Annotated in this window: 15 protein-coding genes; 8 read left to right on the top strand and 7 right to left on the bottom strand. The window is 70.8% G+C overall.

The window, feature by feature from the left end:
* Positions 1 to 2: 2 nt before the first annotated feature.
* From AB0I32_RS06335 to AB0I32_RS06365, 7 genes are all read right to left on the bottom strand, one after another.
* Complete coding sequence (locus tag AB0I32_RS06335; protein ID WP_357504010.1) at positions 3 to 299, bottom strand: hypothetical protein; 297 nt, start codon at positions 297 to 299, stop codon at positions 3 to 5.
* Between the two features lie 86 nt (positions 300 to 385).
* Positions 386 to 1,306, bottom strand: coding sequence for a hypothetical protein (locus AB0I32_RS06340; protein WP_357504012.1), 921 nt, complete (start codon positions 1,304 to 1,306; stop codon positions 386 to 388).
* Position 1,307: 1 nt separating this feature from the next.
* Positions 1,308 to 2,186: a type II secretion system F family protein gene (locus AB0I32_RS06345; RefSeq protein WP_357504014.1), complete on the bottom strand. Its 879-nt coding sequence runs from the start codon at positions 2,184 to 2,186 to the stop codon at positions 1,308 to 1,310.
* Positions 2,183 to 3,829 (bottom strand): CpaF/VirB11 family protein, encoded by a 1,647-nt coding sequence (locus AB0I32_RS06350; protein ID WP_357504016.1) that lies wholly within the window; start codon positions 3,827 to 3,829, stop codon positions 2,183 to 2,185. Before AB0I32_RS06350 ends, AB0I32_RS06345 begins: the two co-directional genes overlap by 4 nt.
* Positions 3,826 to 4,686 (bottom strand): hypothetical protein, encoded by an 861-nt coding sequence (locus tag AB0I32_RS06355; RefSeq protein ID WP_357504019.1) that lies wholly within the window; start codon positions 4,684 to 4,686, stop codon positions 3,826 to 3,828. Before AB0I32_RS06355 ends, AB0I32_RS06350 begins: the two co-directional genes overlap by 4 nt.
* A 5-nt stretch (positions 4,687 to 4,691) precedes the next feature.
* Positions 4,692 to 5,396 carry an SAF domain-containing protein gene (locus AB0I32_RS06360; RefSeq protein ID WP_357504021.1) on the bottom strand — a complete coding sequence of 235 codons (705 nt, stop codon included), beginning with the start codon at positions 5,394 to 5,396 and terminating at the stop codon, positions 4,692 to 4,694.
* Positions 5,397 to 5,878: 482 nt separating this feature from the next.
* Complete coding sequence (locus tag AB0I32_RS06365) at positions 5,879 to 6,736, bottom strand: hypothetical protein (RefSeq protein ID WP_357504023.1); 858 nt, start codon at positions 6,734 to 6,736, stop codon at positions 5,879 to 5,881.
* Between the two features lie 238 nt (positions 6,737 to 6,974).
* Between AB0I32_RS06365 and AB0I32_RS06370 the strand changes: the two genes are divergently transcribed.
* From AB0I32_RS06370 to AB0I32_RS06405, 8 genes are all read left to right on the top strand, one after another.
* Complete coding sequence (locus AB0I32_RS06370; RefSeq protein ID WP_165827347.1) at positions 6,975 to 7,304, top strand: hypothetical protein; 330 nt, start codon at positions 6,975 to 6,977, stop codon at positions 7,302 to 7,304.
* Complete coding sequence (locus AB0I32_RS06375) at positions 7,301 to 8,449, top strand: conjugal transfer protein (protein WP_357504025.1); 1,149 nt, start codon at positions 7,301 to 7,303, stop codon at positions 8,447 to 8,449. Before AB0I32_RS06370 ends, AB0I32_RS06375 begins: the two co-directional genes overlap by 4 nt.
* Before the next feature lie 12 nt (positions 8,450 to 8,461).
* Positions 8,462 to 8,746 carry a hypothetical protein gene (locus AB0I32_RS06380; RefSeq protein WP_133249803.1) on the top strand — a complete coding sequence of 95 codons (285 nt, stop codon included), beginning with the start codon at positions 8,462 to 8,464 and terminating at the stop codon, positions 8,744 to 8,746.
* Positions 8,747 to 8,858: 112 nt separating this feature from the next.
* Positions 8,859 to 9,515 (top strand): hypothetical protein, encoded by a 657-nt coding sequence (locus AB0I32_RS06385; protein ID WP_357504027.1) that lies wholly within the window; start codon positions 8,859 to 8,861, stop codon positions 9,513 to 9,515.
* 6 nt (positions 9,516 to 9,521) lie between these two features.
* Positions 9,522 to 12,053, top strand: coding sequence for an ATP-binding protein (locus AB0I32_RS06390; RefSeq protein ID WP_357504029.1), 2,532 nt, complete (start codon positions 9,522 to 9,524; stop codon positions 12,051 to 12,053).
* A complete protein-coding gene (locus AB0I32_RS06395) occupies positions 12,050 to 14,044 on the top strand; it encodes a hypothetical protein (RefSeq protein WP_357504031.1) in 1,995 nt (664 codons plus the stop codon). Before AB0I32_RS06390 ends, AB0I32_RS06395 begins: the two co-directional genes overlap by 4 nt.
* On the top strand, positions 14,044 to 14,667 hold the full coding sequence (locus AB0I32_RS06400; RefSeq protein WP_357504033.1) for a hypothetical protein: 624 nt from the start codon (positions 14,044 to 14,046) through the stop codon (positions 14,665 to 14,667). The genes AB0I32_RS06395 and AB0I32_RS06400 overlap by 1 nt, the downstream gene beginning before the upstream one ends.
* A complete protein-coding gene (locus AB0I32_RS06405; RefSeq protein ID WP_357504035.1) occupies positions 14,664 to 15,965 on the top strand; it encodes a M23 family metallopeptidase in 1,302 nt (433 codons plus the stop codon). Before AB0I32_RS06400 ends, AB0I32_RS06405 begins: the two co-directional genes overlap by 4 nt.
* Positions 15,966 to 16,046 lie beyond the last annotated feature (81 nt).

Here is a 16,046-nt window from a genome sequence, read left to right on the forward strand (position 1 = left end):
CTTTACGGCCCCCCGAGCTGCGCCATGTAGCGACCGACCAGACCCTCGATCGCGAAGCCGAGACCGACAGCGATGCCGAGGCCCACCACCGACAGCACGACCACCTCGATGGACTCGAGCCCTGCCTCATCAGGCTCGCCCGCGCGGCCGGCAGCCAGCCGGCGACGGAGCTCGGCCGACCGCTCCGAGAAGCGGGTGTTCAGGGCGTCGACGCGACCACGCGCCGCGGCCGCGCGCAACGAAGCCCGTGCGGCGGCGCGTGACGCCACCGACCGGCCCTGGCTCAGGTGCTGGTTCATGTTGACTCCTGGGGGTGCTGTCGACTTCAACAAATGGGTAAGACATGGCTCGTGTGACATCGGGGTGGCTCCCGAGGCGAGCCGCGTCAGGGCGCAGTCTGAAACATTGTGACCCCGATGGGGAAAATTAGCATCAAAAAGTACACGAAAACTGTCATGGTTCCCGGCACGGTCATCCGGACGGTCGCATCGTGGGCAAGCTGTTGCTCGACGTCGAGCTGGGCGTCGCGCATCGCCGCTGCCTTGGACTGCAGCTGGTCGTGGATCGCCGAACCCTGCGTACCGGCGAGCTCCACGATGGAGGCGACCTCGCCGAGCGCGTCCACCTCGACCTCCTCGCCGAGCTCGCGCAGCGCCACCCACGGCGCCTGCCCTTCCCAGCGGCTCCGTTCGAGAGCGGCGGCGATCCGCCGGAACGGCCAGGAACCGGCTACCTGCGCCGCGGCGAACGTGGCCTGCGTCGCACCCGCACCCGAGATGCGCTCGATCGCGAGCAGCTCGAGATAGGTCGACACCGCACGGGAGAACTCCTGCCGGGCACGCTTCGCCTTGCTCCGGGCGTCGAGATCGGGCAGGAACCAGGCGCCGAGGGCGAACACAAGCGTCACCCCGAGCGGCACCGCGACCGGCATGCCCAGGCTCAGCACACTCACGGACAGCCCGAGGAATGGCACCGCGACCAGCACGATGACCGCGCCCAGCGCCTTCTCGCCGTAGTGGTCCGTAGCGGTCTTGCCGATGAGGTCGAGGTCCGAACGGGTGGGCCCCCAGCGGCCGAGCACCGCGACGGGCAGCCTGCGCTGCGCCCATGCCCCGAACACCTGGGTGTACCGCTGGGTGGTGGTCAGCTCGCCACCGTCGGACACCGTGATGGGCTCTACCTTGTCGTCGCCGCTCAGCCGGTCCAGCGCGGACTGGAGCCGCGGCGTCGACGGCAACAGCTCGCGCACGACGAGGAACAGGCCGAGCCCGGCGACCACGCCGCTTCCCACTGCCCATGGCCACATGTCAGGCCTCCCGCTCGTCGGGCAGGAACCTCGGGATCGGCTGCCCGAGGCTGATCTTGCGCATCCACAGCAGGCACGCCACGTACGCGCAGAACAGGATGACCGCCACGACCTGGCCCAGCGCGGAGTCGTACCCGCTGAGGTACCCGGACATCGCCGTGAAGCCGAGCACCACGAGGGTCACGATGGTCACCCAGCGCACCGTCGCGCGTCCGGTCGAGCGCTCCGTCTCGATCTCGCGCCGCGCCTTGGCCTGCGCCGAGAGCGACTCGGCAAGCTGCCGGAGTGCCGGCGCCACGGCGCCCGTCCGGTTGTCCGACTCCAGGATCATCGCCGAGGCGATCATGTCCGCCGAGTAGTCGTCCATCTCGTCCGCCCACCGGTAGAGGGCGGGCTTGATGGGCTGACGTGCCTCCAGGCGCGCCACGAGCCGGGCGACCGAAGGCCGCACGGACGGCGCCGCGCTGTGCAGGGTTGCCGCGATTCCCTGCTCCAACCCGACGGCTCCACCGGACAGCACACCGATCAGCGACCGCACCCAGGCGGTGAGGTCGGTCAGCTTCTCGACCTCGTTGGACTGCGTGGTGGTGCGGAACAGCGAGGGCAGGCCCACGATCAGCACCGGCACGATCAGGATGAGGGACCACCATCCGGTCACCAGCCCGATCACGAGGCCCACGACCGCGCCGATGCCGAGCAGCCTGCGCTGCGCGTAGAGCGGCCCGCCCTTGGTCAGGCCGAACAGCCGGAGCAGCCCGTAGAAGGGCGGCGTGGTCCGGACGGGCTTCGGCGTCGCCTCGTGCTTCTGCACGCCGACGGCGACGAACCACAGCCCGAGGCCCAGGGCCAGGCCGACCACCACCGCGATGAGTGTGGTCATGGGTTCCCCCAGAGACCGTCCCTGTAGTTCAGCAGGCCCGCGTCGAAACCTTCCGCCTCCAGGTCGGCGAGGAACGACGGGGTCGTCTTGGGCACGGCACGGCCGTTCGGGCCCGGCTCGAAGACATCGGTAATTGCCACCGGGTTGCCTGCCTCGCCGCGCGTCACCTCGATCACCTCGGAGACGTACCGACGGCGGAGGCCGTCGGTCCCGACGTCGACCCGGAGGAAGACGATGAGGTCGACCGACTGCGCCACCTGCCGGTACGCGTACGTCTCGGACAGCGTGGAGTCCTGCACGGCCATGCCGACCAGGCGTTCGACGACGTCGCGCGCGCCGTCGGCGTGCACCGTCGACAGCGAGCCGTTACCCATCTGCATCGCCTGGAACATGGACACGATCTCGGGTCCGCGTACCTCGCCCACGATGATGCGCGAGATGTTGTGCCGCAGTGACTCGTACACATTGACGTTCGTGTTGATCTCGCCCACGCGACGGCCCGAGGTGTTCATCTCGCCGGAGCCCTCGCGGGTACGCAGGGCCACCACGCGCTTGTGCTTCTCGGGCTCGAGGTGCAGGTAGAGCTCGTAGTCGGTCTCGATGGTGGCGATGGACTCCCACGAGTCCAGGCCGGCGCAGAGCGCTCGGAGCAGGGTCGTCTTGCCCGATCCCTGGCCCTGTCCGGAGACGACTATCGACTTGCGCGCCCGGACCGCCGCCGTCAGGAACTCGGCAAGCACCGTGTCCACGGTGTTGTTCCGGCGGAGCAGCTCCAGGTCCACCGACTGCAGTCGCTGCAGTCGGATGGTGACACGCGGCCACGGCACCACCCAGCCGACGGCGGCGAGCCGCACACGACCGGGCAGGTCCAGGTTGAGGAACGGGTTGGCGCGTGTGAACGACCGCTCGTTCGCGGGGTCGCGCGCCGCGAGGAACTGCAGGAAGTCGATGAGCTCGGCGTCGGAGTCCGCGATGGGCTCCGCGTAGGCACGGCGGCCGTCGCCCATCAGCATAAGGACGGGCGCGGTACCCGTGATCTCGATGTTCTCCACGTCCGGCGTGTCGATGAGCGGCTGCAGCCGGCCGAGCCGGAACAGGGCGTCGAACAGCGCACGCGTGACCTCTACCTGGTACTCCGGGGTCCAGTTGCGCTGGCCGCCGGAGAGCAGAGCGTCGTTGTGGTCACGCACCACCTGCTGGATCAGCTCCTGGCCGAGGGCCTCGCGCTGCTCCTCGTCCAGCTCACGTGTCGCGAGCGCCGTCGTCAGCCGTGCCGAGACCTCGCCGCGCAGGCTGTTGACCTGGCGCCAGAACTCGGAGTCGCGCAGCCGCGGGTTGCCGGGCTGGCCGTGGTACTCCCGGCCCGCGCGGGCGACCGCCCCGACCCAGGGAGAGGTGCCGCCGGACGAGTGCGGAGCGCCGCCGTTCGTGGTGGAGGCTCCGGACCCTGTGGCACGGGCGCCGCCTGCCGCCTCGACGGGCGGGTTCCGGTACAGCGGCGGAGCCTGGTGCTGGGCCTGCCCGGTACCACGCTCGCCGGTGCGGGGGCGCCGGGGCAGGCCGGAGGCCTCGCGGTCCGCCTCACGGTCCTCCTCGTGGAAGATCGGCAGCGAGGAGAGGTCGGGGAACTCCGGCGTGGTCATACGTGCCTCCCGCCGTCGGCGTACGCGGGCGGGCGGCGCGGGCCGGACCCGCTGCCGCCGTCGCGCGGACCGGTGGCGAACCGGGCACGCCGCTTCTCGATGCGCTCCTGGAGGCGCGAGATCACCGGCCCTGCCGACCGGACGAGCGGTGAGGTCGGGTACCGGCGTCCTGCGGGCGACCCCACGGACAGCACCTCGGCGTGCACCGGGTCCCACGCGATCGAGCCGACGGTTCCGAGTCCGAGCGTGCGCGCTATCTCGTTCGCGTCGTACGGTCGTCCGGGCCCGACGGTCAGGGCGGTGAGGTTGGTGAGCTCCCGCGCGGCGGCGTCCACCACCGAGGTGCGGGACTTGACCAGCTCCCGCGTCACCGCGATGTCGGGCAGTCGCGAACCCGTGGTGATCAGGACCTGGTCCGCGAGCCGGACGAGCGGTTCGCGGTCCTCTCGCACGATGCCACCGGTGCCGAGCCGTCCCAGGTCGACCAGGACGTCGATGCCACCACGTTCCAGCGCGACCAGCTGGTTGGCGAGCGGCCCCCAGAGGTTGGCGACGGCGGGTGCGGTGTGCGGGCTGACGATGCCGGGCAGCAGCTTCTTGTCCGGATCGTTTCGAACGAGAGGAATCGTCTGCCCCCAGAAGGACGCTTCGAGGTCGCCGTGAGAGTGTGCGATCGCGAGCGGCTGCAGGCCGCGGTCGTGCGGCAGCTGGCCGCGGAAGTATCCGGCGAGGATCGAGGATCCAGCCAGGTCGGCCTCCACGAGGAGCACCGGCCGGGGCCACTGGAGCGCCAGCACGAGGGCTGCCGTGGTGGTTCCCGGCGAGCCCTTCGCACTGGCGAGGGCGATGAGGGCCACACCGATCACCCGGCCCCGACGGCGTCGATCACGATGGCCACGCGGCCGGTCGCGGCGCGGGCCGCGAGCGCTGCCGCGTTGGACGAGGTGACCTGCACGTCGACGACTGTCTGGTCGCCGACGGGTGTCGGAGCGGTGGCGACCACGGTGGCGGCGATCGCGAACGGCGCTCGGACGGGCGGCTCACCACCGGTCGCGGGGGTCTCCACCACGCGCACGCTGTCGCCGGCCTTCAGGTCCTGGGTAGGCATCTGGTTGGGAGCGAGTGCGATACCCACGATGGACTGCCCGGCCGCTGGCTCGAGCTGGGTCGCGACGCTGTCGGCCGTCAGGAGCTGGCCGGCCCTGAGGTCGGCAGTGGCTACCTTGCCCGTCGTCATCTCGTCGAGCTGGTCCGCGCGGACCGGCTTGAGCAAGGCGGCCCCCGAGCCCACGGGCAGTTCGGCGACCCCGAGGTCCGCCGGTGTGATCGGAGCACCGCGTTCGATGTTCTTCGTGACTGCCAGGACCTGGTAGGTCTGCCCGAGCGAGGTGGCCAGGTACACCGACCCGAGCACGCTCAGCGCCACGAGCGCGAGCCCGAGCGCGATGAGTGCCGGGCGACGACGGGCGCGCGTCGGTTTGAGCGGCCCCGGGGGTGCGGGTCGCTGGGGTTTCGTCGCAGACCGGGCGTGCTGGTCCTGGTTCGCGACCTTCGTGCTACTGCTCACCGTGCCGTCTCCTCCGAGCCCGTCGGCGGAGTCCGCCTCGGGTTCCCCCGGTGCGGGACCCATCGAGGTTCCCATCCGTGCGCCTGTCTCCACCGTGCTCCCTGCCCATGCTGGTCGAGGGCCTCCTGCGGGTGTCACGCGAGTGTCACCGCAGGTAATCCTCAACTACCCGGGCGGACCCGGCAGGTTGAACGCTAATCAGCGTTCCAGGTGACCGCTAGGTCAAGGAGACTTCAAAGTTGTGGAGATGGCTTGAATATTGAGTGACCTTGAAACGATCTGCCGATTACGGGTCGATACCACGACTGTGGTGTTGACTCGGCTGGTCAGGCCATGAGAAGAGGGTCCCCCACCGCCCGGCGTGCGCAAAAACGGGCCGGGGTGAACTTTCGGACAGACCGAGAGGGCCCCGCTGGCGGTGGGACCCTCTCGCGATGACATGAACTTCCGACAGCCTCAGGGCTTCACGCACCCCCCAGTGCTCAGCCCGTCGGCCGTCGTCGTCCCTCACCGTCCCGTTCGCCCGGCTGCCCCCCAGACAGACCACCGGACTGAACGGCTTCCGCCAGCCGTCGCACTGCGCGACTCGCCCGCTGGCGCAAGGCTGCGTGCGAGATGCCCAGCTCGTGGGCCACCCGCCGCTGATAGTTCCCGCGACCCGAGCCGAGCTCGGCGTACTCCGGGAGATCGGGGTCCGGCGCGTACAGCCGCGCCAGAAGTGCTGACTCGTCCCGCGTCAGGACGCTCTTGTCGAGGCCCCACGCGATGACGTCGAGGACCTCGCCGGTGGTGCCGAGCGACATGCTCGCGAGCGAGTAGACGACGTCCGGCCCGGGCTCGGGCGTCGTCGGCCGCTCGAGGACGGTCAGCGTGGTCGTATCGGTAGGGATCTCCGCCACCCGCGGACCACGGCTCGCCCGCCCGCCCTGCGCGTGCGGTGCCCGGTCGCCGACAACACGCGTCAGGGTGTGCCCCTGCAGCCGCATCGCCACCCGGCTGCTGCGCTCGAGGTCGTAGTGGGTGATCGCGTCCCACATCGCGGCGGCGGCCTCCTGCTCGAGGTCCTGCACGTCCGGGTAGTGGCGGCGGGACCGGCGCACGATGGTGCGGACCGCGGGAAGCATGCACTGCAGCACCGCGCGGCCGGCGGCGAAGCTGCCACCCGCGTGCTCGACGATGAGCGCGTACAGCACCCTGTCGGCGTCGTCGGGGGCGAGCTGCACCGTGCCGCCCGTACGCAATCCGGCAAGCTGCGGGAAGCGTCCGACGAGACGCGCGATCTCCATCGCGAACGACCGCGTACGGACCAGGTCGGCCCAGTCATGGTCAAGCTCTCGCATCAGCGTTCCTGATGCCGGTGCAGGTGTTCGTGCAGGCATGGCGATTCCCCCCTCCGTCTGCCCTGAGTCCACCGAGGGGGTGTTGCCCGCCACTGTTGCCCGCTCCGTCCGAGCAGGTGTGACCTGCGTCACAGTTGGCCAAAACCTGGGCATCACCGATGTCACACGAACTACCGACCTGCCATTTGTGCTGAGCAGACGCAAGAGACGTAGGAGACGGAGAAACGGGAGAGGCGAGATGAGCAAGGACGAGCTCGACCAGGCGCCCGGCGCCGGACTCGGCAGCACCGACCTCGGCAGTGCGGGCGTCCGCAGTGCGGATCCCGATGCACCGGACTTCGACCACACGTGGTCGTTGCTTCGCGACACCGCCGAGGTGCACGCAGCCCGAGGTGAGGTGGCACCCCTGGTGCGCGACCTCATCGCATCCCTCTCCGAGGACCCCCTCGGCGAGGAAGACACGACCGTCCGCCTGACCGAGGCGCTCGACAGCCCTCGCGTACGCAGCGCCCGCGAGGCTCGCGAGCGCATCCGCGCGGACCTGCAGAACGAGGTGCGGACGCGATGAGCTCGCTCCTCGTGCGCCGGCGCGGCAAGAAGGCGGACAAGCCGGCCGAGCTGCCTGCCCCGGCCGACGACGCCTCCAGTACCGGCTCGCCCTGGGCCGGAGGACCCGACCAGCCCGCGACTCCCCCGTCGTCGGGCGACGGAGGCGACGGCGAGAACCCCCCTCCCCAGGTGGTGGAGTGGTCCAACGGGCCTGCCCTGGTGACCAAGGCCTGGGGCGCGGTGCTCGCGCTCGCGCTCCTGGCCGGGCCCGCCGCCCTGGCATGGACCCTGCTGCGCCCCCAGCCTGCCCCCGTGTCCGCGGTTTCCGGTGCGGCGAGCACCGCCGAGGAGGCCGCAGCGAACGAGCGTGCGATCGAGCTCGTGGAGACCTGGCTGCGGGCCGACAGCAACGACCAGCAGCTCCTTGCCTCCCTGACGAACGCCCCGGTCGGCTCTCTTCCCCAGACGGGCCTGACCATCCGCGACTCGTCGGTGGCACAGATCGAGCCGGCGGACGACGACGTGTGGTCGGTGACCGTCGGCGTCGACGTCGCGGAGCCGGCGCCCGGTTCGACGCCGCCGCCCGCGGGCGACGGGACGAAGGCCGGGCAGGAGACCGAGGTGCCGCTCGTATGGGTGCGCCGCTACTTCCAGGTGCCGGTCCTGGTCGACCGCACGGACACCCAGTGGTCGGGCCCCAACCTCGCGGTGACCGCCCTCGCGCTGCCCGCACCCGTCCCCGGGCCCGCCGCGGCCGCCGAGCCGCCGGACCTCGACTACCCCGAGACCATCTCTCCGACGTCCGCCGCCGGCCAGTCGGCCGCCGGCTTCCTCGCGGCCATGATCGCCGGCGACGGCGAGATCACGCGTTACCTCCGACCCGGCACGTCCATCTCCGCGATCACGCCCGCCCCCTACACGGCTGTGACCGTGTCGGGTATCAAGGGCACGCACGAGGTCACGGACGACCCCGCCGACGACGACGGCACGCACGCCCTGATCACCGCCGAGCTCACCCGGCTCGACGGCAACAAGACCACCGCCCAGTACGTCCTCACGCTCGTCGCGCGGGACGGCCGCTGGGAGGTGGCCGGCCTCGAGCCGGCCGTCCGTATCAACACGACGCCATCCGGCACGATCGACTCCGGCACCGCCGGGGACTAGAAGGAGAGAACCATGATCAACGAGATTGTTATGGCCGGCGGTTTCCTCGACCTCATCACCGTCAAGTCCGAGGAGGTCAAGAGTGCTATCGAATCGGTGACCTTCGTGGTCGTCATCCTCATGGTCGTCATCACGGCGGTGAAGACCAAGATGTCGATCGCGGCGATCCTGATGTCCGCGATCGTCGGCGGCATCGTCCTGTGGCTGGTGAACGGAGGCATCAACGTCACCTCCGACCTCGCCAGGGACGAGTTCGACTCCGCTCCGGCGATCGTGAACACGCAGACAGCTCTCTGACGGCCGCTGGGGCCGACGGGGCCAGGCATATGGGCAGGACGCTGAGGGCACGACACAGGGTTGGTCAGGTGGGCGCGTTCGCGCGCCCGGCATGTGGTGAGGAGGGTGTCCGGTGACCGAGACCGCGAAGTTCTACACGAAGGCCCGACGCATCCCCATGCTGGTGGGGAAGCTACCCAGCGGCGGGCGCATCTGGGGCGGCCCGTACACGATCACCCAGGTGGGGGCGGGCGCCGTGGTGGCGTTCGCGCTGTGGCAGACCGCCCCGTTGTGGGCGCGGCTGGGCGGCTTGATGAACATAGTGGTCGCCGTCGGTGTGGTCGTGGGTGTCGTCTGGGCGACAGGCAAGCTCCCGAGCAGCGGGCGTAACCCCATCGCGTTCGTCATGGACGCGATGAACCTGACCACCACCCCGGGACGCTTGGCGGGCGGACAGGTATCCCTGCCCAAGCCGCGGCTGATCACCCACCGGGTGATGGTCGTGCTGCCGCGACAGACCGTCACCACGTCCCGCATCGAGACGGCGGCCGAGCGGTTCCGGCCGGTGGCCGGGGTGGGCGCCGCAACGGTCGAGCCACAGCCCCCAGCCGTGGCCCGGCCGATCCCGACCGAGCTCCTGCCCGAGCTGACCGGGCGAGGGCCCTGGGCGGCAGCAGCGGCCGCGGCCGCTGAACGCCGGACCGCCGACCTCACCGGCGTCGGGCAGCTACTCGCCGGCAAGCCGCAGGACACGGACCGCACCGCCCCCACCACCCCGCGAGAGGACTGAGCCCCCATGCTGAGCCACATCTCGGCCCTGACCGACGGCCTCATGTGGACCCGCACCGGGACCGTGTGGGCGGTCTGGCGCGTGTCACCTGTGCCCTACGCATTCCAGCCCGACGACAAGAAGCACGCCGCCCGGCGGCACCACACGGCGCTCTACCGCGCGCTGCGCGGCGAGTCCCTGCACCTCGGCCTGACCGCTGCCACCGACCCGGCGTCGGTGGTGCTCTCGATGATCGAGGGCGTCGACCTGACCGAGCGCGAGGCGTGGGCCGCCGAGTGCGAGGCCACCCTCGACTTCCTCGAGCAGATCCCGATCGGACGGCGCGTCCACTGGATCGCCGCGCCCCTGGCCAACCCGGGCGCGAAGGCGTTCATGGAGCCGCTGCACGCGAGCTGGACCACGCTCCAGGACACGCTGATGATGCCGCGCTCCGTGCCCGGCAGGCATGCGGTGGGCGAGCGAGCGGCGCAGGCGGAGGCGCTGCGCAAGGAGATGCCCTCGGCATTCGACCCCCGGCCGGCGACGGTCGCCGAGATGGCCTGGATGTTCGGCCACGCGATGCAGCGTGGTCTGGGGCTCGACACCGCGGTGCCCGTCGACGGGTCCCTGGACGCCGAGATGCACCTGTCCGGACCCTCTGTCCTGCCGTCCGCGCTGGTGGACCCCGCCGGGCAGACCGACTCCGAGAAGAAGCTGGGCCCGCTGCAGATCCTGAAGCGGCCCTACGTCAAGGTGATCGACCCGACCAACCCCGAGCTCGCCTCGTACCAGACGACGCTCGTGGTGAGCGACACGCCGTCGGGCGGGATCGTGTACCCGGGCTGCGAGTGGATAGGGCGGATCGACGAGTCGGGAGTGCCCTGCGACTGGGCGATCCGCATGACCGTGCGGTCCCGCGACGAGGTGACCAACCGCAACCGGCGCGCGGTGCGCACGCTGAACGACCAGTTCGACCAGCGCTCCGAGGAGGAGCGCGCCGGGTCCTCCCTCGACACGACCGCACGCGCGCTCGGCGAGTACCAGGCGGTGATGGACGCGGACGAGCTCGAGGTAGAGGTCGACGCCACCACGATGTTCACGGTGTCGGGCCACACCCCGGAGCAGGCGCTCGACGATGCCCGCGACCTGACCAAGTACTTCGCCGCCATGCAGTTCTCGCTGCGCACCGACCCGACGATCCAGCCGACGCTGTTCGACGCCACCCTGCCCGGCATGCCGACGCCGCGGGCGGTGCGGGAGTACTCGCAGATCACTACCGCACGGGCGTTCTCCGCCGCGGTGCCGTTCGCCACGACGGAGCTCGGGGACACCTCCGGCGCACTGTTCGCCCTGGAGATCTCGAACGGAGCCGCACGACCGAACCCGGTCTTCGTGAACCTTGCGGGCGCGACGGACAAGCTCGACGTCGCGCTGGCGATGGGATTCGTCGGCGAGCTGGGCGCGGGCAAGTCGGTCAGCATGAAGACGGTGGCCATGGACAACGTCGACATGGGGGCCACGCTCATGGCGGTGGACCACACGGAGATGGGCGAGTGGGGTGTCGCCGTCTCGGAGATCCCGGGCTCACAGGTGGTCGAGATCTCCGAGGACGCCACGGTCTCCATGGACCCGCTGCGGATCCTGCCACCCGCCCAGGCGCCCCGTGTGGCCCGTGCCTTCATCACCGTGCTGCTGTCGGTACAGACCAAGTCCGAGCAGAACGTGCTGCTGTCCAAGGTGCTCCAGACCGAGTACATGTGGCGGCACAAGATCACCTCGCTCGGCTCGCTCGCCCGGCACCTCGAGGAGGACTGCGAGTACCCGGGCGCCCGGATGCTCGCCGACGAGATGCGGATCTTCTCCGAGCTCGACTTCGGCCGCGCCCTCTTCGACGACTCGCTGCCGCCGCTCGACCTGAGCTCGCCGGCGATCGTGCTGCACACCCACAAGATGCAGCTGCCCTCGAAGGCCGACATGGAGCACGGGCACCTGTTCGCGGAGCTCAAGGCCGAGAAGGTGTTCGGCCGTGCCACGTTCGCACTGATCGCGGCGCTGGCCAGGTACCGCTGCTTCGCCGACCGCTCCCGGCTCGACATCTTCGCCGCCGACGAGGCGTCCAAGACGATGTCGTCGCCCGAGGCGGCCGAGGAGATCGGCATGTTCATCCGGGACGGCCGCAAGCACAAGGCCGCCCTCCTGCTCGGCAGCCACGACGCGGAGGAGGACTTCGGCAACGAGGTGGTCCGCGGGTTGATCCCGTTCCGCGTGCTGCTGCGGCACCGGGACGCCAACCTCGCGCGCCGCGGGCTGCGCTGGCTCCACGGGTTGCCCGTTGGCGCCCCGGTGGACGAAGGACTCGTCAAGCTCGTCACCGAGGGCACCGCCCCGGTGACCGACGCCGCCGTCGGCGTGACGGAGGAGCGGCGGGGCGAATGCCTCATCCGCGACTTCCAGGCCCGCTACGGCCGGGCCAAGGTCATGGCGCCGCTGGTCGAGTCACGCGCACAGACCGTCAAGACCACACCGACGAGCTCCACGGGCGCGGTGATCGGGTCATGATCCGGCTGGCGCCGCTCGCCGCAGCGGCTGATCCAGGCGGTGGGCTCGACCTGGAGGACACCCAGGGCGTGAACATCGACCGGTTCATGCTCCAGTGGGACACGGGTTCGCCGTGGAACCCGCTGAACGTCGACTCCGAGATCTTCTCGACCCTCGCCGGCATGTTCTGGGTCTGGTACCGGGACATGGTCGCCGTGCAGATCTGGGTGCTCGACTGGGTGCTCGGCATGGACTGGCTCGGCTACATCCTGGCGCCGCTCGCGGGGCTGAGCATCATCATCCAGGGCATGATCGCGCAGATCGGCCTGCTCAACCTGATGCTGATCATCCTGGCGTTCGTGGTGGGCTTCTGGCTGCTCAAGGGCCGGTACGCGGGCGGGTTCATGGAGCTCTTGATCGGCTGCCTGATCGCCGCCCTGGCCACGGGGTTCCTCGCCAACCCGATGGCGACCATCGGCGGTGAGCAGGGCGTCATCATGCAGTCGCGGAACGCCGGCATGGACATCGCCACCGGTTTCGCGACGGAGGGTGCCTCGTTCGAGCGCGACTCGGTGGTGATCCGCGAGGGCCTCAAGGGCCAGCTCGTGGACACCCTGCTCCGCGCGCCGCACCAGATCATCAACTACGGCACGGTCATCGACAACACGGGCTGCGAGGACACCTACACCGAGAACGTCGGCCGGGAGAACGCGGTCGAGGCGATCGGTGGCTGCGACGAGGCCTACCAGGAGGCGGCGTCCACCGTCGACGCAGGCACCGTCGTCTCGACGCTCAGCCTGCTCACCACCGGCTTCGTGTTCCTGCTGCTGTCCGTGGTGATCGTCGGCGGCACCATCTTCGCGGTGCTGCTGCTGGGCTGGTCGGCGATCAAGCTGCTGTGGCAGCTCCCTGTCGGCGTCGTCTCCAGCGGTACGCGGGCCCAGCTCTTCCGCACGTTCGCGAGCGTGGCGTTCGGCGCGGTCCTCGTGGCCATGGCCACGATGTTCCTGGTCGCGTGGATGAGGATGCTGCTCGGCTTCTACGACGCCACGAGCGGCCTGCCGTTCCTGGTCCGGCTGTACCTGTTCAACACGCTGGTCATCGCGGGCGCCGTCTTCTACGTGCTCATGGGTGCCAGCGTTCGCCAGGCCCTGCGCGGCCTCGCGGACAAGCTCGCGGCCGCAGGCGTCCCCTCACAGGTGGGCGAGCCGGCTGCCATGCCGTGGGACGGCACGGCGAAGTGGCGCGACCGCTACAACAAGGCGAAGGAGTGGGCGGGCGTCGGCATCGGGCCCGCCCCGGTGAAACCGAACGGTGACGGCGTCCAGATCGACGGCAACGACATACAGGCCGCCGGCCCGTCCGCCATGGACGGGACTCCTGGCAGTGGGCCGGTCGGCAGCTCGGCGGGCGGCAGCGGGGGCGTGTCGAACGGCGCGCCGGGCGACGACAACCGCACGGTTCCCATCCCCGTTGGCGCCGCTGGACAACCGGTAGGGCCCGACGGCACCCCGGCCGACGGGGACGGCAGCGGCAACGCCTGGACCAGTGCCGCACGTACCGTCCAGGACGGTTCGCCCGACGGCGGGCGTGCGGGCACCGAGCCGTTGCCGGACGGGACGAACGCCGGTGAGAAGCCGTCGAACGAGCCCAGCCCGCACCTGCCGCCTACGGCCGGCGAGCGCCTCAGCGACCGGCTGGGCAGCGCGCGCCGCACGGGGACGTCGGTGGCGCTGCAGGCGGGGGCGATGGTCGCGAGCGGTGGCACGTCCAGCGCGGCCGTCGGCGCCTCCAAGGCGCTCAGCGTGGTGCAGAGGGCCCGTCAGGCCAAGCAGGCGCTCGGCGCAGCGCGCGGACTCGGCAAGCGGGGTGAGCGGTCGAAGAGCGCCGCCCGGCTGGCCCAGTCGCTCAACGCGGCACGTCAGGGTGGGGCGCCGCAGGCCGGCGGGCCGCAGCCGTCGGCGATCGTCCACAACCCCGGCCGCCGTCAGATGCGAGGGCTGGGCCGCTGATGAAACGTGCAGTCATCGTGGTGATCACCGTGGTCGCTCTCGCGATCGGGACCTGGATCGGCTGGCCGCGCGAGGGCGGCGTCGACCCGACCGCGCAGGAGAGTGACGGTGTCGTCACGCCCAGGGGGCAGGACGACTTCGCGAATCCCGAGGGCTCCCCCGAGGACGACACGGGCGAGGTGGCCGCCACCGAGGAGGTCGAGGGCGAGCCGGCAGCCGGCGACCCCGCTGTCGAGGTGACCGCCGAACCGGAGTTCGACGAGACGGCGCCCAGCGAGCCGGTCGAGGCGGTCTGGGACGACACCGTCCGGACGGCGGCACGCGAAGCGGCGCTCGCGACGATCACCGCGTTCGCGGCGACCGACCAGAGCGCGGACGACTGGTGGGCAGACCTGAAGCCGCTGCTCACCCCGCAGGCCCGGCCCGTCTACCAGGACGTGGACCCGCGGCTCGTGCCCGTCACCGAGGTGACCGGTGACCCGGAGGTCACCGACGAGACGTCGACGCTGCTCGCAGAGGTCGCGGTACCGACGGACATCGGCCCCTACACGGTGCTCCTGACCCGGGCCGACGGCGCGGCCCCCTGGCTCGCCGAGCAGATCAGGCCGCCGGAGGGATCGTGAACGGGCAGGCCGCCGCGGGGATCGCGACGCGTGCGGTGTCACAGGCGGTCCGGTCCGGCGGCGGACGGCCTGGCAGAGGCAGGAAGAAGGACGATCCGACCAGGCGTGCGGTGCTGGTGCTGGCCGTGCTGGTCGCCGCCGTCATGGCGGTGCCTGCCGCGGTGATCGCGATGGTCGTGCTCGTGGGCGGCGCGGTGAGCGAGAACCAGTCCCAGAACGGCTGCAGCATGTCGGCCTCCGTGGTGCCGGCGGACGGTCAGGCGACGTCGGCCGGCGGCTTCACGGGCGAGCAGCTGCAGAACGCGACGGTGATCCTGCAGGTGGGCCAGGAACGCGGGGTGCCTGCCCGCGCCCAGGCCATCGCGGTGATGACGGCGCTCGGCGAGTCCGGCATGCGCAACCTGTCCTACGGCGACGACCGGTTCGGGGTGCGCAACCCCGACGGGACGCTCACGTCGTCGATAGGCATGTTCCAGGAGCAGAAGTGGTACGGGACCGTCGAGGAGCGCCTCGACCCCGTGCAGTCGTCGGGCAGGTTCTACGACCGTCTGCTCGCCGTCACCGGCTGGGAGACGCTGGAGCCGACGCTTGCCGCGCACAAGGCGCAGCGCAATGCCGACCCGTACCACTACCAGAAGTACTGGGACCAGGCGCTCCAGGTGATCCAGCTCGTCAGCGGGGCGGACGAGCAGGATCTCGCGGCGCTCTCCCGGTCCATCCAGGGCGCGGCGGCCGGCGCGCCGTGCATGTCCGGCTCGGTCGGGCACGCCGTCGTCGGCGCCGGCGGCTGGGCCAACCCGGCAGTCGGCTCCAAGGCGTCGGGGTTCGGGCCGCGCAGCACGGGCATCGCCGGCGCGTCGACCTACCACCTGGGCCAGGACATCGCGGCGTCCTGCGGTACGCAGGTGTACGCGGCCGCGGCGGGTCGTGTGGTGATCTCCGGAGCGACCGGTTGGGGCACCGGCAACACGATCCGCATCGAGCACGGCCTGGGCCTCGACTCGACGTACGGACACCTGCTCACCGGCACCAACCTGGTGCGGGTCGGCGAGACGGTGCAGGCCGGGCAGCAGATCGCGTCGATGGGCGGCGACTCGCGCATCGACCCGGCGGGTGCGGGCACGTCGTCGGGCTGCCACCTGCACTACGAGGTGCGGGTCAACGGCCAGGCGGTGGACCCCGAGCCGTTCATGGCCGCACAGGGCGTGACGCTCGGCGTGGCCGCACCGGTCACGGAGTCGGTATCTCCCGGAGACGCGACGGACTCCGGGGAGCCCGCGGACGCGGCGGGAAGCTGACGTCTCGGCGATCGAGCCAGTACAGCTGCCGGCAGAACCGATGAGTTCTGCTGACCCCGGACGTCGGTAAAAAAGAGGTCG

The sequence above is a fragment of the Promicromonospora sp. NPDC050249 genome (assembly GCF_040656015.1).
Classification (GTDB): domain Bacteria; phylum Actinomycetota; class Actinomycetes; order Actinomycetales; family Cellulomonadaceae; genus Promicromonospora.